Below are 16,443 nucleotides of genomic sequence, written 5' to 3' on the forward strand. Positions count from 1 at the left end.
GGCGCCGGCCGCATGGTCCGCGTCCCGAGCGCGAAGCCGCTCCGGCCGCTTCCGGCGACGATCACGCGCCCAGCGAGTAAGCCGCAAGTCCTATCGGATTTATCGAACTGCAATCGTCCCGGCCACGCCGGGACGATTTTTTTTCTAGCTGCGCGTGACGGTCGTGGACGACGGCACCAGCACTGGCTTGGTCAGCGCGGGAATCAACCGTGCCCGTTCGCGCTTGGCGGGAATGGCGCGGTAGACCTGCTTGGTCGCCTCGACGATGTGCACGCCCGCGAAGGGCAGTGACAGCGCCGCGCCCGCACGCTCCCACATCTGTGCCGATTTCAGCACCCAGCCGCCGGCATAGGGCGGCATGAACAGCGCTTCGCCCCAGGCGGTCGGCGTGAACCAGGTCTGGCGCAACAGATCGGTGATCTGCGAGCGCGAATAGGGTCGGCCGTGGCCGAACGGCGTGTTGTCGGTACGGGTCCACACCCCGCGCCGGTTCGGGATCACCGCGATGACGCGGCCGGACGGCGACAGCACGCGCCAGACCTCACGCAGCAGCGCGGCCGGATCGTCCGACATCTCCAGCGCATGGACCAGGAGGATGCGGTCGACCGCGGCGTCAGGAAGCGGCAGCGAGAATTCATCCACCAGCGAAGCCAGTGCCGGCCGTCCCGTCGGCCATTTCAGGACGCCCTGGGCCGCCGGCATGAAGGCGATGCAGCGCTCCGCGTCCTCGCGGAACAGGCCGAGATAGGGCGTCGGATAGCCGATGCCGAGCACGCGCTGGCCCTCGGCGTTCGGCCAGCGCTGCCTGATGCCGCGGTTGATCATTTGCCGCGCCACAATCCCGAGACGACGGGAATAGAACTCGCGAAGGTCGACGACGTCGATGCTCATGACGGCAATCTAACATGCACAAGGCCGCCGCCGCGCGCGGAATATTGCATTGCCTGCGCAACGTTAACGCCATATTTGTCTGGCGGGGCTGAGCGCGATGGAGATGTCATGGCCGCCGAAATTCGTACTTTCAACTGTTTAAACGACAATTTCGGTTATCTGATCCACGATGTGGAAACCAAGGCAACCGCTTCGATCGACGCGCCGGAGGCCGGCCCCATCCTGAAGGCGCTGGAGCGCGAGGGCTGGCAGCTCACGGATATCCTGATCACCCATCATCACGGCGATCATGTCGGCGGGGTCGCCGAACTCAAGCAGAAATACAATTGCCGCGTCGTCGCGCCGCACGACAAGACGACGAAGATTGCAGACGTCGACCTGCGCGTTGCCAATGGCGACGTGGTCAAGATCGGCACCCTGCTGGGGCGCGTCGTCGAGACGCCCGGTCACACGCTCGACCACATCTCCTACGTGTTCGACACCGAGAAGACGGTGTTCGCCGCCGACACGCTGTTCTCGATCGGCTGCGGCCGGGTGTTCGAAGGCACCTACCCCATGATGTGGGATTCGCTTCTGAAGCTGCGGGCCCTGCCCGACGACTTCAAGCTCTATTGCGGCCACGAGTACACCGCCTCGAACGTCAAGTTTGCGCTCACCATCGAGCCGGACAATGCAGCGCTCCAGGCGCGCGCGGCGGAAGTTGCCAAGCTTCGGGCCGAGAACAAGCCGACCATTCCCTCACTGCTTGGTGAAGAGAAGCGAGCAAATGTGTTCCTGCGCGCTGATGAACCCTCGGTCGCAGCCAGGCTACACATGAAGGGCGCGGATGCCGCCGCGGTGTTCGGCGAATTGCGCGAGCGCAAGAATAAATCCTGACGGGGATAGATGCCGACCGCAGCCGAGATCATCGCGCGCCTCGAACTCCGCCCGCATCCCGAAGGCGGGCATTACCGCGAGACCTTTCGCGACCAGACAACGGACGCCAACGGACGGTCGCGCTCGACCCTGATCTACTTCCTGCTCGCGCGCGGCGAGCGCTCGCACTGGCATCGCATCGATGCGGTCGAGATCTGGCACTATTATGCGGGCAGCCCGTTGACGCTGCGCATCGCGCATGAAGGCTGCTCCCAGCATGAGGTGCGGCTCGGCACGGATCTTGTGAGCGGCGAACGGCCACAGGCGATCGTGCCGGCCGACGCCTGGCAGATGGCAGAGAGCACCGGCGAGTGGACGCTGGTCGGCTGCACCGTGGCGCCCGCGTTCGAATTCGCGAAATTCGAGCTCGCGCCGAAGGGCTGGGAGCCGTAGCGAATTGTCATTCCGGGGCGCCGCAAAGCGGCGAGCTATGATGCGCAACTGCGCATCGGAGAATCCATCTCACCACCAATGACGCGGACAAATGGATTCCGGGCTCGATGCTGCGCATCGCCCCGGAATGACAGTCATCGCTTCCGCAGCACCATGTCCTTCGCCGCGATCAGGCCGCCGCCTGCGATCAGAATGGCGGCGATGGCGATGTTGGCGCTGGCCTTGGCGAAGCCGGCGGCGATGAGAAAGCCGGTCGAGAGCAGCGGTGTCGCGTAGGAGGCAGCGCCGAGCACGCGGATATCGCCACGCTTCATGCCGATGTCCCAGGCATAGAATGCCGCACCGACGGGGCCGATGCCGAGCGCGATCACCGAGAGCCATTGCAGCGTGGTCTCCGGCCACACGGTGGTTTCAAGCAAACCATGCATCAGCGCGGCGAGCACCGCGGTGGCGAGACAGAAGCCCGCGACCGCGTCGGTCGGCACGGCCTTCAGCCGGCGCGACAGCACCGAATAGGTTGCCCAGACGAACGCCGCGACGAACGCCGCGATCAATCCCGGCACCTGGCCCGGCGCGAAACCGGAGGTGCTGCCGGCAAACAGCAGCACGGTCCCGACGAGGCCGAGCACGGCACCGATGATGTGATGCACGGCAAGCCGCTCGCCCGGCAGGAATGACGAGAACAGCACGATCAACAGCGGCCACAGATAATTCAGAAGGCCTGCTTCGGCCGGCGGCGCGAAACGCAGCGCAAGGAAATAGAGGGCGTGATAGCCGAACAGGCCGCCGACGCCGACCGCCCACACGACAAGCGGCTGGCGCAGGCTCTTGGCGGCCCCGTCGCGGCCGATCCAAGTGAGGAGCCCGACGAGACCGCCGATCGCGAATGTCATCGCGGCAAGCTGAAAGGCCGGGATTTTTCCGGTCGCCACCGTCATCACGGAGAGTAGCGACCACATCAGGATCGCGGTCAATCCGATCAGTGTGGCTGTGCGCGGGGTCATCAATTGAAAGGCTCTGAGGACGCGGATGCCCGGCACGAGGCCGGGCATTTTCGTCTTCACTATCGCCTTGTCGCGCCTGAAGCTACAGGCTTTTAGCTCAAAGGCCTTTAGCTTAGAGGCTTGGCGCCATATCAGGTCTGATATTGGCCGCCATTGATGGTCAGCGTCGAGCCGGTGATGAAGCCGGCCTCGTCGGCCGCGAGGAACACCACGGCGCGCGCGATTTCTTCGGGCTCGCCGAGCCGGCTGACCGGGATCTGCGGGATCACGTTCTTCTCCAGAACGTCCTTCGGCACCGCCTGCACCATTTCGGTGTTGATATAGCCGGGGCAGATCGCGTTCACAGTAATGCCACCCTTGGCGTTCTCGAGCGCGAGCGCCTTGGTGAAGCCGATGTCGCCGGCCTTTGCCGCGGAATAGTTGACCTGACCGAACTGCCCCTTCTGGCCGTTGATCGACGAGATCGAGATGATGCGGCCGAACTTGCGCGCGCGCATGCCTTCGATCACCTGGCGCGTCATGTTGAACAGCGAGCCGAGATTGGTGTTGATCACGGCGTTCCACTGCTCGAGCGTCATCTTGTGGAAGGCGGTGTCGCGGGTGATGCCGGCATTGTTGACGAGCACGTCGACAGGACCGAGATCAGCTTCAACCTTCTTCACGCCTTCCGCGCAGGCATCGAACGACGCGACGTCCCATTTATAGACGGCGATACCGGTCTCGGCCTTGAACTTCTCCGCCGCGGCATCATTGCCGGCATAGCTCGCTGCGACCTTGTAGCCAGCCGCCTTCAGCGCCTTGCTGATCGCAGCACCAATGCCCCGCGTACCACCCGTCACCAGTGCAACTCGTGCCATCTCAAGCTTCCTTCCCTTGGACTCAATCATTGATTGCTGATTAGCGATGGTTTTTAACGAGGGATTATGCGGCTGGTTTGACGGACATCAAGAACAAAACGCCCGGCGTTGAGCCGGGCGTTTGTATTTAGTCGAGGCCTGCGCAGTTGCGAAGAATATTTGATTTGCAACCGCCGCCTTTTTAGTCGCGTGCAACGCACTTAGTCACGTGTGCAGCGCACGCGTCAGTTGCATGTTTTCGTTTGGTGCCTTGCCCGCATCAATCGCGGGCGAGGCACATGGCAATGCCCATGCCGCCGCCGATGCACAGCGTGGCGAGACCCTTCTTCGAATCGCGCTTCTGCATTTCGTGGAGCAAAGTCACCAGCACGCGCGCGCCGGAGGCGCCGATCGGATGGCCGATCGCGATCGCGCCGCCGTTGACGTTGACCTTCGACGTGTCCCAGCCGAGATCCTTGTTGACGGCGCAGGCCTGCGCCGCGAAGGCCTCGTTGGCCTCGATCAGGTCGAGGTCGCCGACGTTCCAGCCGGCCTTCTTCAGCGCGGCACGCGAGGCCGGGATCGGGCCCGAGCCCATGATCTTCGGATCGACACCGGCCTGCGCCCAGGACACGATGCGCGCGAGCGGCTTCTTGCCTTCCTTGGCGGCCTGCTTGGCGGTCATCAGCACCACAGCGGCAGCGCCGTCATTGATGCCCGAGGCCGAGCCGGCGGTGACCGTGCCATCCTTCTCGAAGGCGGGCTTGAGCTTGGCCATCGCGTCGAGCGTGGCGCCATGGCGCGGATATTCGTCGGCGCTGACGACGACGTCGCCCTTGCGGGTCTTGATCGTGACGGGAACGATCTCGTCGTTGAACTTGCCGGCCTTCTGCGCGGCCTCGGCCTTCTGCTGCGAGGCGACCGCGAATTCGTCCTGCTGCGCGCGGGTGATCTGCCACTGCCGTGCGACGTTCTCGGCGGTGTTGCCCATGTGGTAGCCGTTGAAGGCATCCCACAGGCCGTCCTTGATCATGGTGTCGACGAACTCGACCGCGCCCATCTTGACGCCGCCGCGCAGATACTGGGCGTGCGGAGCCATGCTCATGGATTCCTGGCCGCCGGCGACCACGACCTCGGAATCGCCGTTGAGCAGTGCCTGGTAGCCAAGCGCGACCGTGCGCAGGCCCGAGCCACAAAGCTGGTTCACGCCCCAGGCCGGGCTTTCCACCGGAATACCGGCGCCGATCGAGGCCTGGCGGGCGGGGTTCTGGCCCTGAGCGGCGGTCAGGATCTGCCCCATGATGACTTCCGAGACCCGGCCGGGCTCGATGCCACCGCGCTCCAGCGCGGCCTTGATGGCGACGGCGCCGAGATCGTGGGCGGGAAGGGTCGCGAACGCTCCGTTGAAGCTTCCGACCGGGGTGCGGGCGGCGCTGACGATGACGACATCGTCTGACATGGGCATCTCCTGAGGCTTGAGGTTCTGAAGAAAAGGTGCAGACGGGCGCTGGGAAATGGCCAGCCAGTCTCGTAAGGCATCCTGTTAATGTCGTTGAGGCATGTCAATCGGCCGGTGACCGAATTCATGCCGCAGCGCACTCAAAATAGCGTTCTTGGCGCTTTCGCAAGCAAAGTTTTTGCTGTGCGATTAACCGTGGCGCACAAAACGGTAGCGTGACCCCTTTGAAAATGCTTATTTTGTTGCGTTGCGTACTCGTCCCGCGCCTTGCGGCAATGCCGCAGGTTCCTGTTCTCAGTGTCTTTCAAGTGAGAGCCCATGGCGAAATCTGACCAACCCACCACCATCAAGAAATACGCGAATCGCCGGCTCTATAACACCGGAACGAGCACCTACGTGACGCTGGAAGACCTTGCCGCCATGGTCAAGGATGGCGAAGATTTCCTGGTCTACGACGCCAAGACCGGCGACGACATCACCCGCTCCGTGCTCGCCCAGATCATCTTCGAGCAGGAGAACAAGGCCGGCCAGAACCTGCTCCCGACCACTTTCCTGCGCCAGCTGATCCGCTTCTACGGCGACAGCATGCAGATGGTGGTGCCGAAGTATCTGGAGCAGTCGATCGCGACGCTGACCCAGGAGCAGGAAAAGTTTCGCAAGCAGATCGCCAACACGCTGTCCGGAACGCCCTTTGCTCCGTTGGAAGAACAAGTCCGCCGCAACATGGAGCTGTTCCAGCAGACCTTCTCGATGTTCAAGCCCTTCGCAGCGCCCCGCCCGGCGGCCAGCCCGGAGCCCGATGCGAACGCCGAGACGCCGAAGGACAGCAATATTGACGACCTTCGCCAGCAGATGAAGGAAATGCAGGAGCGCCTGGAGCGGATGTCGAAGAAGGACGAATAGGTCTTTCGTTGATGCGAGCGCGTCCGCATGCGCCGGACGCGCGGTTGGCGACTCTGTGCCGCCCCCACAATGCCGTTCTGGCGAACCCTGGCCCCGTCATCCCGGCGCAACCGCGAAGCGGTTGTCGCTGGAGGTGCGAGACCGCGATGCAAGGCATCGCGGACCGAGGCTCGAAGGATGAACGGCCGAGATGCATCCGGGCCGTCGTCCTTCGACGCCTCCGCTTCGCTCCGGCACCTCAGGATGACGGACCTATTCTGCGCCGGTGGCGACATCGGCCTACGTGCGATAGGAATCCCAACATCAGGAGCCGCCATGTCCGACCGAAGCACCCATTGGGACAACCTCTACGCCACCAAGGGCGAGGCCGAGGTGAGCTGGTATCAGGATAATCCGGCGATCTCGCTCGAGATGATCCACGCCGCCAGTCCAGATCACCGCGCGGGCATCATCGATATCGGCGGCGGCGCCTCGCGGCTGGTCGATTCGCTCCTGCAGGACCGATATCGCGATGTCGCCGTGCTGGATCTCTCCGCCAATGCGCTCGACGCTGCGAAGCGGCGGATTGGCCCCGCCGCTTCAACCGTCGACTGGATCGTCGCCGACGCCACGACATGGCGGCCTGCGCGCAGCTACGATGTGTGGCATGATCGCGCGGCGTTTCACTTCCTGACCGATCCGCGCGACAGGGCCGCCTATGTCGATCGCCTGCGGTCGGCTGTTGCGCCTGGCGGCCACGTCATCATCGCCACGTTCGCGCTCGATGGTCCGGAGAAATGCAGCGGCCTGCCGGTGCAGCGCCATGACAGCGCGAGCCTCGCGGCAGAGCTCGGGCCAGGGTTCGAGCTGGTCGAGACGCGGAGCGAGGCCCATTACACGCCCTGGAATTCGACGCAGGCGTTCCAGTTCAGCCGGTTCCGAAGGAGCAGCTAAAGCTAGCTGTCATCCCCCGCCACCGGGTCTCGCCTTCGGCGAGCCCGATGACAGGCTCCGGCGGGGCATCCAGTACGCCGCGGCTTCTCGGTGAACAACGAACGTCTCTGGAATACTGGATCGCCCGATCGAGTCGGGCGATGATAGCGGAGTATTTGGCGCGCATGCGCTCGCAATGACAGGAAGTGCGCCGCCTACGCCGCCAGCTTCACCGTATGCGCAAAGTCCCAATAGAGCTTGCGCGCCCTGGTGTAGAACGGGCCCGGCTTCAGCTCGCGCTCATCGATGCGGATCACGGGCGCGACTTTTGCGAAATTGCCGGTGGAGAAGATCTCGTCGGCGGCAAGGAAGTCGGCATAGCGCAACGTCTTCTCGACCACGGTGACGCCATCGCCGCGAAGCAGGCTGATCACGCGCTGGCGCGTGATGCCGTTGAGGAAGGTCCCGTTCGGCACCGGCGTGAAGACCACGCCGTCCCTGGCCATGAACACGTTGGAATTGCCGAACTCGGCGACGTTGCCGAGCATGTCGAGCATCAGCGCGTTCTGGAAGCCGCGCGCCGCGGCTTCGGCCAACGCACGCGAGTTGTTCGGGTAGAGGCAGGCTGCTTTGGCTTCGACCGGTGCACATTCGGCGGTGGGCCTGCGGAACGGCGACAGCGTGATGGCATTGCCGACGGGCTTCGGCATCGGCGCCTCGTAGATGCACAGGCACCAGTTGGTGGTCTCCGGATCGAACAGCACACCACCGCCCGAGCCGTTCTGCGCCCAGTACATCGGACGGACGTAAAGCTCGGCATTCGCCGCGAAGCGCACGATGCCCTCACGCGCGAGCGTGAGCCAGGTGTTGGTGTCGACCACCGGCTTCAGGCCAAAGTTGATCGCCGATTGATTGGCGCGAGCGACGTGGCGATCGAGATCGGGCGCGACGCCCTCGAATGCCCGCGCGCCGTCGAACACGACCGAGCCGAGCCAGGCGCCATGCGTGCGTGGGCCCATGATCGGCACGTTGCCGTCGTGCCATTTGCCCTCGAAGAAGGTCCAGCTCGGCGAATATTCGATCGGCTTCCTAATCTCGGCCATGATCGGCCTCCCTTGGCGTGATGCCGTAATATCCGGGCACTATTGTCCCAATTTCTAAACGATTTGCTGCGGGGAACTGCAGCCCTCCCCCTCCAGTGGAGGGAACGCATCGAGGCACTATCGAAGAACAAACCCGCTATAATGTCGACTGCGTTACGGAGTTTCCCATGCCGCTCAATCCGCTCGCAAAGCGTTTGTTGACCATGATGGCCGCGGCCGCGCCGCAGGCGCGGAGCCGGCCGAGCGTCGAGGCACGGCGGCAGTCGCTGGCGAAGCTGATGCAGTTCGCACGCGCCGAGGCGCCGGATGTGACCATGTCCGACGGCACGCTGCCCGGCCCTGGCGGCGAACTTCCCTATCGCCTCTACTCGCCCGCAAGCGCGGGTGAACGCGCGCCGGGCTTCGTGTTCTTCCATGGCGGCGGGCTCGTTGCCGGAAGCGTCGCGACGCACGACCGCATCGCGGCGGCGCTGGCGCATGTGACCGGCTGCCGCCTCGTCTCGGTCGACTACCGGCTCGCGCCCGAGCACAAATTTCCCGCCGCCGTGGACGATGCGATTGCCGCTACCGAATGGGTCGCGCGCGAGGCCCCATCGCTCGGCATTGACGCCGAACGTCTGGTGGTCGGCGGCGACTCCGCCGGCGCCACGCTCGCTGCGATCGTGTGCCAGGAGGCGATGCAGAACGCCGGCCTCTCGATCGTCGCACAATGCCTGATCTGCCCGGTGCTGGATTTCGAGGAGACCTCCCCCCTCGCGCGAGGCGTTCGCCGAGGGCCATCTGATCGATCGCGTCACGATCGAAGCCGACCTTTCCGACTATCTTCCCGACGACATCGACGCCGCCGATCCCCGCGTCTCCCCGTTGCGCGCAACACGACTCGCGGGCTTGCCGACCGCGATCATTCACACCGCCGAGTTTGACCCGATGCGCGACGAAGGCAATGCCTATGCGCGCAAGCTGCTCACCGCGGGCGTCGCCGTCGAGCACGTCTGCCATGACGGCATGGTTCACAACTTTCACGCCATGGGCGCGATCCTGCCGCAGGCACAGCTTGTGCTCTCCCAGATCGGCGAGCAGATCAGGCGAGCGGTGGAGAAGTAAAAGCGGGAATCAGACGCGCGCGTCGATCACCGCCCTGGCTGCCACAACATAGTCAGGCCAGTGCGTATCCGCGTAGCGCTCGACCTGCCGTGCGCAGGTGACGTCGGGCGCATGCGCCGCGGCGATCATACGGGCAAAGCGTTCTTCGGCGACCGTCACCTCGTCGGCCACGGGCGTCGGGGCGGCCCTAGCAACGGTCGGAGCGACGGCAAGTCCCGCCAGTCCGGCGAGCAGGATGCGGCGTGACGTGTTCATGGCTGCCGTTCTCCGTTATCAGGCCTGCACTGGCGGGCGAGTGAATCAGCGCGATCGCGGCAAGGTAACCGCGCACATCCGTGCAGTCCATCGCCCGCGGATGGAGCTTGACCACGCGAACGATCACATCTAGCGAACGGTTCCGCCAGCAGAACGCCACGCGTCGGATTGTCACGTGTCCTATCACAGCCTATCGCACCACACGGCTTTGCGCGCCATCGCGATGGGACTCCTATGTCTGACGATTTCGGCAGGCACCGCCTTCGCCGCTGACGGCGACGAGGCTACATCGGCGAAACCGGCTGTCCCGAACATCTATCTCGATCTCCGCACGACCTATGCGACGATCCCCGCAGGCGCGCTCGGGCTCGGCTTCGGCAACACATCGCTGTCGGCCGCGCTCGACGCGCTGGCGGCGCGACGAGGCACGATGCTGCCGAACGGCTTGCCGGCCGCGAAATCGATCGCGGTCGATCTGCCGCTGACCGTCGACGTCAGCGATAGCGTCTCGCTCTATGGCGGCGTGTCCGGCTCGACGACCGATCTCGGCGGTGGCTGGTCGGCGTTCGACATCACGAGCTGGAACATCGGCATGCAGGCGGATCTGTATCAGCAGAACGGCGGCAATATCCCGACGATCACGCTGCAATCGACCCTGACGCAATCGGTGCCGAACGAACCGGGCATGACGACGTCGTTCAACAACATCCTGGAATTCGACTACGCGCTGGATGAGGACGAGACACAGGGCTGGCTTGCGGGCCTGCAATACACCCACACCGACATCGCCAGCCAGATCGCCAGCATCAAGCCGAACACGATCCTTTATGCCGGCGGCTATTATCAGTGGCCGAGCAACTGGAAGCTCACCGGCCGCCTCGGTGTGCAGTCGTTCGGCGGCGCGCAGATCGCAGGCCGGACGCTGGCGGAATCCTTCACCCAGCCGATCCTGCGGCTCGACCTCGACCGCATGGACGACAACGACAACCGGCTGTTCGGCATCACCGCGCAGATCGCGTGGATCCCGAAGCCGTCCTATCAGGTGACGCTGCGCACGCCGCTCTACGCTGTGCGCAACTAGGCGCCACGCTACTCCGGCACCGGAACGTCGAACGTGTTCAGTGTGACCGAGACCATGCAGTAGACGCCGACGAGATAAGACAGCTCGGCCGCGCCGTGCTCGCCGAATTCCTTGACTGCAGCTCGCCAGGTCAGTTCCGGCAGCACGCCGCCGCTCACAAGCGCGGAGGCCATGTCGTAGGCGACAGCTTCCTGCTTGGTGAGGTCGACCGGACGCTGGCCGGAGACGATGGTCGCGAGCTTCTCGTCGGACAGGCCGCGCTGTTCGGCGACCAGCACGTGAGCATAGAGCTCGTAGCCGGAGCGGAAGTGTGAGCCGGTGACGAGGATCGCGACCTCTCGCACCGGCGCCGGCAGCAGCGAGTTCGACGCGATCGCCTTGACCAGCTCCCACACCGGCCCGCCGAAGCGCGGCTCGCGGATCCAGGGATTCCAGGGCCCGAGCAGCGCGCCGTCGTCGCGCATGTTCACGAAGCCCTTGAAGTGGTCCTTGATGCCCGCTCGCATATCGTCATAGAGCGGCTTCTGTTCGTCGGTCAGCTCTTTCGGATCGAGAATGGGTAGGCGCACGGCGGGATCTCCTCGTTGAGAAGCTGCGAGGCTCGCCCGCGTGCGCGCGCAAGGCAAGTGAAGTTGCTGTGACGGCCCTACTCAGAATTCCAGCGGCGCGTTGTCGACGACTTCCTTCATCACGAAGAAGGTGCGGGTCTGGCGCACGCCGGGCAGCGCGATGAGCTGCTCGCCGTGGATGCGGTTGAAATCCTCCATGTCGCCGACGCGGATTTTCAGAAAGTAGTCGAAGTCGCCGGCCACTAGGTGGCAGTCGAGCACGAATTTCAGCTTGGCGATCGCCTGCTCGAAGCTCGCAAAGCTCTCCGGCGTCGAGCGGTCGAGCACGACGCCGACCATCACCAGTGTGCCCTTCGCCACCTTCTTCGGGGCGACCATGGCGCGGACGGAAGCGATGAAGCCGTCCTCGAACAGACGTTGGGTACGGCGATGACAGGTGGCGGGACTGATCGCGACGGTTTCGGCCAGTTCAGCGTTGCTGAGCCGGCCGTTATTTTGCAGCAATCGCAACATCTTAAGGTCGATGCGGTCAAGTCGGCCAGACATGAAAGAACCTTCCGCCGGATGATCCAAATTCGGAAGGAATGATAGCTAACTGGGCGATCTACGCAAGACAACGCGCAATATGGACGCAGTATTCGAGAGCACATTTACGCAGGCCAATGCTAGCGACGTCCAAGACACCTCCAAGACACCTCCAAGACACCAACGCCAATCGGGGATGACTGACGATGCTGGAAAAATTCGCGCGCTATCCGTTGACCTTCGGCCCGACTCCCATCGAGAAGCTGGAGCGGCTGTCGAAGCATCTCGGCGGCAAGGTCGAGATCTACGCCAAGCGCGAGGATTGCAATTCCGGCCTCGCCTATGGCGGCAACAAGCTGCGCAAGCTCGAATACATCATCCCCGACGCTATCGCCTCCAACGCCGACACGCTGGTTTCGATCGGCGGCGTGCAGTCGAACCACACCCGCATGGTCGCAGCCGTCGCCGCCAAGATCGGCATGAAGTGCCGCCTGGTGCAGGAAGCCTGGGTGCCGCATGAGGACGCGGTCTATGACCGCGTCGGCAACATCATGCTCTCGCGCATCATGGGCGCCGACGTGCGCCTGGTCGACGACGGTTTCGACATCGGCATCCGCAAGAGCTGGGAGCAGGCGATCGAGGAGGTGAAGGCCGCCGGCGGCAAGCCTTACGCGATTCCCGCGGGCGCCTCCGTGCACAAATATGGCGGCCTCGGCTATGTCGGCTTCGCCGAGGAGGTGCGCAAGCAGGAAGCCGAGCTCGGCTTCAAGTTCGACTACATCATCGTCTGCACCGTCACCGGCTCCACCCATGCCGGCATGTTGGTCGGCTTCGCCGCCGACGGCCGCGCGCGAAAGGTGATCGGCATCGACGCGTCGTTCACGCCGGCGCAGACGAAAGCGCAGGTGCTCGAGATCGCGCAGAACACCGCAAAGCTCGTCGAGCTCGGCAAGGAGCTCGTCGCGGATGACGTCGTGCTGATCGAGGACTACGCCTATCCGGCTTATGGCGTGCCGTCGGAAGAGACCAAGGAGGCAATCCGGCTCACCGCGCGGCTCGAAGGCATGATCACCGACCCCGTCTATGAGGGCAAGTCGATGCAGGGCCTGATCGACCTTGCGCAGAAGGGCTATTTCGAGAAGGGCGCGAAGATCCTCTACGCCCATCTCGGCGGTGCGCCAGCGCTGAACGGCTACGCGTATGCGTTTAGGAATGGGTGAGGTAGGCCGGCTCGCGCCTCCTCTCCACTGTCGTCCCCGCGAAGGCGGGGAGGTGGATTCACACTCGAAGTGCAACACTTGGGAGAAGGCCTCTGCCGGGGTTCTGAAGTCAAGGCATTTGCGTGGGGTGCTGTTGTAAGCGGCGACAAGGCGACGGAATCGGCCACTGGTGAGGGTTGCGAGATCAGTTTTGCGGGGAATGAAGCGGCGCATTCGGCCGATGGCATTCTCGATGCCGCCTTTCTGCCAGGGTGAGTGCGGATCGCAGAAGAAGGTCTCGATCGAGAGATCATGCAGGGCCAAGTGACAGGCGAACTCGGTGCCGTTGTCGAAGGTGACGGTCTGGCGCAGGCCCTCCGGAAGTCCCGAGAACAGGCGAACCAGATGATGGGCCACGCCCGCGGCGACCTTGCTGGCAAGACGGATGCCGAGCAGCAGGCGTGAGGTCCGCTCATGCACGGTCAGAACCGCCTGACCGTATTTTGAGAACATCATCAGGTCGGCTTCCCAATGACCGGGGACCTTGCGCTCGGCGGCCTCGAGGGGGGCGTTCTGCCAGCGAAACACGGCCTTCGATGAAGCTTGCGGGACTGCCGCCCTTCTTGCCGCGGCAGCCGCGCTTGCTCTTGCCGCGAGGCAGATAGCGGCGCCAGCCGTACTCCGAGGTGCGCCGGAGCTGGGCGTAGATGTAGCGGTAGATGCTCTCGTAGGAGATCACTCTGCGGCCATAGTCGCGGGCGAGCCGGCCTGCGACCTGTTCCGGCGACCAGCCCTGTCTGAGACGCTCCAACACCGCGCGGCGCAGGCCGGGCTCCCGGTCGAGGCGAGAGCCTGTCCAGCGCCGCGCTCGTGCCTGTTGCTCGGCATAGCCAGGCTTGTAGCCGACCTGCCTGCCTCGATTGCGCTTCAGCTCACGAGAGATCGTTGATGGCGAGCGATCCAGAGCTGCCGCGATTTGCCGGACCGAACTGCCATTGGCCGATAGGCGGGCAATCTCGCATCGATCGTCAAGGGATAGCTGCTCGTAACTCCGCCCCATGGCAACACCTCCTCAAGGAAGTGTTGCACTTCGTTTGTGAACTCAGGGGACCCATAGCCACAGGGAGACGTGTAGCGCTAGCTGGCAACCGCGAGTCATCGTCAAACCACTTCCTGTGGTTATGGATCCCGGATCTGCACTCCGCTTCGCTGCGCTTGTCCGGGATGACGATGTGGAGAGATCGGGGCGCCCTACCGCGTCTTGATGATCTGCAGCAGCTCGTCGCCGTAATGCTCGAGCTTCTTGTCGCCAATGCCGGGTACGTTGCGCAGTTCGTCCAACGTGGTCGGCCATGCCCGGACGATGCCGTCGATGGTGGCATCGTGCAGCACCACATAGGCCGGCACGCCGCGCTCGCGCGCGACGTCTGAACGCCAGGAGCGCAGCCGCGCGCGCAGTTCGGGATCGACATCGCCTTGGGGCGCGTTTGCCGCGGGCGAGAGGTCACCGCGACGGGATTTGGCGCGGCTCGAACGGATGCGGGTGCCGGGCGCCTCCTCGCGCAGCCACACCTCGGTCTCGCCGCGCAGTACGCCGCGCGCGGAATCCGTCAATTTCAGCGCGCCAAAAGCTTCGCTGTCGCTCTGCAAATGGCCCATCGCCACCAGCTGCCGCAGCACAGTGCGCCACTGTTTCTCGTTGAGCTCGCGCCCGATGCCAAACACCGACAGCTTGTCGTGGCCGAACTGCGTCACCTTCTCGGTCAGGCGTCCGATCAGCACGTCGATCAGATGCATCGCGCCGAAACGTTGCCCGGTGCGATAGACGCAGGACAAGAGCTTCTGCGCCAGCACCTTGCCGTCGCGCATCTTGGGCGGTGTGAGGCAATTGTCGCAATTGCCGCAATTGCCGCAAGTCTCGCCCGTCACGATCTCGCCGAAATAGGCGAGCAGCCGCCGGCGCCGGCAGTGCGGCGTTTCGGCAAGGCCAACGAGCGCATCGAGCTTGCCGATCGAGACCCGCTTGAAATCGTCCGAAGCGCCGGATTCGTCGATCATGCGGCGCTGCTGCACGATGTCCGAGAGGCCATAGGCCATCCAGGCGGCGGACGGTTTGCCGTCGCGGCCGGCGCGGCCCGTCTCCTGGTAGTACGCCTCGATGCTCTTGGGCAGATCGAGATGGGCGACGAAGCGCACGTCGGGTTTGTCGATGCCCATGCCGAAGGCGATGGTCGCGACGATGACGATGCCATCCTCGTTGAGGAAGCGGTCCTGGTTGCGCGAGCGCACGCTGCTGTCGAGCCCGGCGTGATAGGGCAGCGCCGCAATGCCGGCCTCGTCGAGCGCGGCGGCGACTTCCTCGACGCGGTTGCGCGACAGGCAGTAGACCACGCCGGCATCGCCGGCGTGGCGTTCCCGGATGAACTCCTTGAGCTGCGACACCGCATTGCGCTTGTCGACGATCTCGTAGCGGATGTTGGGGCGGTCGAAGCTCGAGACGAATTGCGGGCTGTCCGCAAGGCGCAGTCGTTCGACGATCTCCTTCCGCGTCAATTCATCAGCGGTCGCAGTCAGCGCGATGCGCGGCACCTCGGGAAAGCGCTCGGCGATGACGGAGAGGCCGACATATTCGGGCCGGAAATCATGCCCCCATTGCGAGACGCAATGGGCCTCATCGATCGCGAACAGCGCCACCTTTGCCTGCGCCAGCAGTGACAGGCAGCGCGGCGTGACGAGGCGTTCCGGCGCGATATAGAGCAGGTCGAGATCACCCGCGATGAGGCGCCGCTCGACTTCGGACGCCTCCTGCAGCGTCAGCGACGAGTTCAGCGCCGCGGCGTTGACACCGGCTTCGATCAGGCCCGCGACCTGGTCGCGCATCAGCGCGATCAGCGGCGAGACCACGATGCCGCAGCCCTCACGCAGCAGTGACGGAAGCTGGTAGCACAGCGACTTGCCGCCGCCGGTCGGCATCAGGACCAGGCAATTGCCGCCGTCCGTGACGTGCCGGATGATCTCGCCCTGCGCACCGCGGAAACCCGGCAGGCCGAACACCGAATGCAGCACCGACAACGCGTCGCGGCCGTTGGCCGGCGCAGGCAGCGGGGCGGTGGAGGAAGCGGACATGGTGTCAGAGCGGTGCCGTGAGATTCGTCACAAGGCCAGTCGCATGACCGCGCGGGCGTGGCAAGTCCATCTTCCCCCTCTCCCCGCTTGCGGGGAGAGGGTTGGGGTGGAGGGGGAGTCTCCGCGAGGGAGGTGGCAGGTGGACTCGTGGAGAGTCCCCCTCACCCG

Annotated in this window: 15 protein-coding genes and 2 pseudogenes; 7 read left to right on the top strand and 10 right to left on the bottom strand. The window is 64.3% G+C overall.

Annotated elements, in window-relative coordinates:
- Positions 1 to 144: 144 nt before the first annotated feature.
- Positions 145 to 891, bottom strand: coding sequence for a methyltransferase domain-containing protein (locus tag AC629_RS36430; RefSeq protein ID WP_074116937.1), 747 nt, complete (start codon positions 889 to 891; stop codon positions 145 to 147).
- Positions 892 to 999: 108 nt separating this feature from the next.
- Between AC629_RS36430 and gloB the strand changes: the two genes are divergently transcribed.
- Positions 1,000 to 1,767 (top strand): hydroxyacylglutathione hydrolase, encoded by a 768-nt coding sequence (gene gloB, locus AC629_RS36435; protein WP_084809575.1) that lies wholly within the window; start codon positions 1,000 to 1,002, stop codon positions 1,765 to 1,767.
- A 9-nt stretch (positions 1,768 to 1,776) separates the two neighbouring features.
- Positions 1,777 to 2,199, top strand: coding sequence for a cupin domain-containing protein (locus AC629_RS36440; RefSeq protein ID WP_084809576.1), 423 nt, complete (start codon positions 1,777 to 1,779; stop codon positions 2,197 to 2,199).
- A 134-nt stretch (positions 2,200 to 2,333) separates the two neighbouring features.
- Here the strand turns inward: AC629_RS36440 and yddG are convergent, their stop codons facing one another.
- The 3 genes from yddG to AC629_RS36455 all read right to left on the bottom strand — a co-directional run bounded on the left by yddG (position 2,334) and on the right by AC629_RS36455 (position 5,498).
- A complete protein-coding gene (gene yddG, locus AC629_RS36445) occupies positions 2,334 to 3,203 on the bottom strand; it encodes an aromatic amino acid exporter YddG (protein ID WP_084809587.1) in 870 nt (289 codons plus the stop codon).
- A gap of 131 nt (positions 3,204 to 3,334) precedes the next feature.
- The gene (phbB, locus tag AC629_RS36450; protein WP_084809588.1) at positions 3,335 to 4,060 is read right to left on the bottom strand and encodes an acetoacetyl-CoA reductase; all 726 of its coding nucleotides are present in this window, start codon (positions 4,058 to 4,060) and stop codon (positions 3,335 to 3,337) included.
- A gap of 259 nt (positions 4,061 to 4,319) precedes the next feature.
- Complete coding sequence (locus AC629_RS36455) at positions 4,320 to 5,498, bottom strand: acetyl-CoA C-acetyltransferase (RefSeq protein ID WP_084809577.1); 1,179 nt, start codon at positions 5,496 to 5,498, stop codon at positions 4,320 to 4,322.
- Between the two features lie 318 nt (positions 5,499 to 5,816).
- On the opposite strand from AC629_RS36455, the gene phaR reads away from it, so the two are divergent.
- Together phaR and AC629_RS36465 are read left to right on the top strand one after the other, a co-directional pair.
- Complete coding sequence (phaR, locus tag AC629_RS36460) at positions 5,817 to 6,401, top strand: polyhydroxyalkanoate synthesis repressor PhaR (protein WP_084809578.1); 585 nt, start codon at positions 5,817 to 5,819, stop codon at positions 6,399 to 6,401.
- Positions 6,402 to 6,716: 315 nt separating this feature from the next.
- Entirely contained in the window at positions 6,717 to 7,334 is a 618-nt protein-coding gene (locus AC629_RS36465; RefSeq protein ID WP_084809579.1) for a class I SAM-dependent methyltransferase, read from the top strand.
- A 194-nt stretch (positions 7,335 to 7,528) separates the two neighbouring features.
- On the opposite strand, the gene AC629_RS36470 is transcribed toward AC629_RS36465, so the two are convergent.
- Positions 7,529 to 8,416, bottom strand: a complete 888-nt coding sequence (locus tag AC629_RS36470) for a branched-chain amino acid aminotransferase (protein ID WP_084809580.1) — start codon at positions 8,414 to 8,416, stop codon at positions 7,529 to 7,531.
- 167 nt (positions 8,417 to 8,583) lie between these two features.
- Between AC629_RS36470 and AC629_RS36475 the strand changes: the two are divergent.
- Positions 8,584 to 9,520 (top strand): annotated as a pseudogene (locus AC629_RS36475) (alpha/beta hydrolase).
- 9 nt (positions 9,521 to 9,529) lie between these two features.
- On the opposite strand, the gene AC629_RS36480 reads toward AC629_RS36475, so the two are convergent.
- Positions 9,530 to 9,775 carry a hypothetical protein gene (locus AC629_RS36480; protein ID WP_084809581.1) on the bottom strand — a complete coding sequence of 82 codons (246 nt, stop codon included), beginning with the start codon at positions 9,773 to 9,775 and terminating at the stop codon, positions 9,530 to 9,532.
- 208 nt (positions 9,776 to 9,983) lie between these two features.
- Here AC629_RS36480 and AC629_RS36485 point away from each other — a divergent pair, with 208 nt between their 5' ends.
- Positions 9,984 to 10,856 (top strand): hypothetical protein, encoded by an 873-nt coding sequence (locus tag AC629_RS36485; RefSeq protein ID WP_084809582.1) that lies wholly within the window; start codon positions 9,984 to 9,986, stop codon positions 10,854 to 10,856.
- Positions 10,857 to 10,864: 8 nt separating this feature from the next.
- Here AC629_RS36485 and AC629_RS36490 read toward each other — a convergent pair whose 3' ends face one another.
- Together AC629_RS36490 and AC629_RS36495 are read right to left on the bottom strand one after the other, a co-directional pair.
- A complete protein-coding gene (locus AC629_RS36490) occupies positions 10,865 to 11,425 on the bottom strand; it encodes a carboxymuconolactone decarboxylase family protein (protein WP_084809583.1) in 561 nt (186 codons plus the stop codon).
- An 81-nt stretch (positions 11,426 to 11,506) separates the two neighbouring features.
- Positions 11,507 to 11,971 (bottom strand): Lrp/AsnC family transcriptional regulator, encoded by a 465-nt coding sequence (locus AC629_RS36495; protein ID WP_084809584.1) that lies wholly within the window; start codon positions 11,969 to 11,971, stop codon positions 11,507 to 11,509.
- A 185-nt stretch (positions 11,972 to 12,156) separates the two neighbouring features.
- Between AC629_RS36495 and AC629_RS36500 the strand changes: the two genes are divergently transcribed.
- Complete coding sequence (locus tag AC629_RS36500; protein ID WP_084809585.1) at positions 12,157 to 13,170, top strand: 1-aminocyclopropane-1-carboxylate deaminase; 1,014 nt, start codon at positions 12,157 to 12,159, stop codon at positions 13,168 to 13,170.
- Positions 13,171 to 13,221: 51 nt separating this feature from the next.
- Here the strand turns inward: AC629_RS36500 and AC629_RS50790 are convergent.
- Together AC629_RS50790 and recQ are read right to left on the bottom strand one after the other, a co-directional pair.
- Positions 13,222 to 14,209, bottom strand: a pseudogene (locus AC629_RS50790) (IS30 family transposase); the annotation flags it as partial.
- 191 nt (positions 14,210 to 14,400) lie between these two features.
- Positions 14,401 to 16,275, bottom strand: a complete 1,875-nt coding sequence (gene recQ, locus AC629_RS36510; RefSeq protein WP_084809586.1) for a DNA helicase RecQ — start codon at positions 16,273 to 16,275, stop codon at positions 14,401 to 14,403.
- Between the last annotated feature and the right edge of the window lie 168 nt (positions 16,276 to 16,443).

Source organism: Bradyrhizobium sp. NAS80.1 (assembly GCF_001908205.1).
Lineage (GTDB): Bacteria > Pseudomonadota > Alphaproteobacteria > Rhizobiales > Xanthobacteraceae > Bradyrhizobium.

Bases quoted from the DNA above. Each gene is read 5' to 3' on its own strand.
- AC629_RS36430 (WP_074116937.1), bottom strand. From the start codon at position 891: ATGAGCATCGACGTCGTCGACCTTCGCGAGTTCTATTCCCGTCGTCTC.
- gloB (WP_084809575.1), top strand. From the start codon at position 1,000: ATGGCCGCCGAAATTCGTACTTTCAACTGTTTAAACGACAATTTCGGT.
- AC629_RS36440 (WP_084809576.1), top strand. From the start codon at position 1,777: ATGCCGACCGCAGCCGAGATCATCGCGCGCCTCGAACTCCGCCCGCAT.
- yddG (WP_084809587.1), bottom strand. From the start codon at position 3,203: ATGACCCCGCGCACAGCCACACTGATCGGATTGACCGCGATCCTGATG.
- phbB (WP_084809588.1), bottom strand. From the start codon at position 4,060: ATGGCACGAGTTGCACTGGTGACGGGTGGTACGCGGGGCATTGGTGCT.
- AC629_RS36455 (WP_084809577.1), bottom strand. From the start codon at position 5,498: ATGTCAGACGATGTCGTCATCGTCAGCGCCGCCCGCACCCCGGTCGGA.
- phaR (WP_084809578.1), top strand. From the start codon at position 5,817: ATGGCGAAATCTGACCAACCCACCACCATCAAGAAATACGCGAATCGC.
- AC629_RS36465 (WP_084809579.1), top strand. From the start codon at position 6,717: ATGTCCGACCGAAGCACCCATTGGGACAACCTCTACGCCACCAAGGGC.
- AC629_RS36470 (WP_084809580.1), bottom strand. From the start codon at position 8,416: ATGGCCGAGATTAGGAAGCCGATCGAATATTCGCCGAGCTGGACCTTC.
- AC629_RS36480 (WP_084809581.1), bottom strand. From the start codon at position 9,775: ATGAACACGTCACGCCGCATCCTGCTCGCCGGACTGGCGGGACTTGCC.
- AC629_RS36495 (WP_084809584.1), bottom strand. From the start codon at position 11,971: ATGTCTGGCCGACTTGACCGCATCGACCTTAAGATGTTGCGATTGCTG.
- AC629_RS36500 (WP_084809585.1), top strand. From the start codon at position 12,157: ATGCTGGAAAAATTCGCGCGCTATCCGTTGACCTTCGGCCCGACTCCC.
- recQ (WP_084809586.1), bottom strand. From the start codon at position 16,275: ATGTCCGCTTCCTCCACCGCCCCGCTGCCTGCGCCGGCCAACGGCCGC.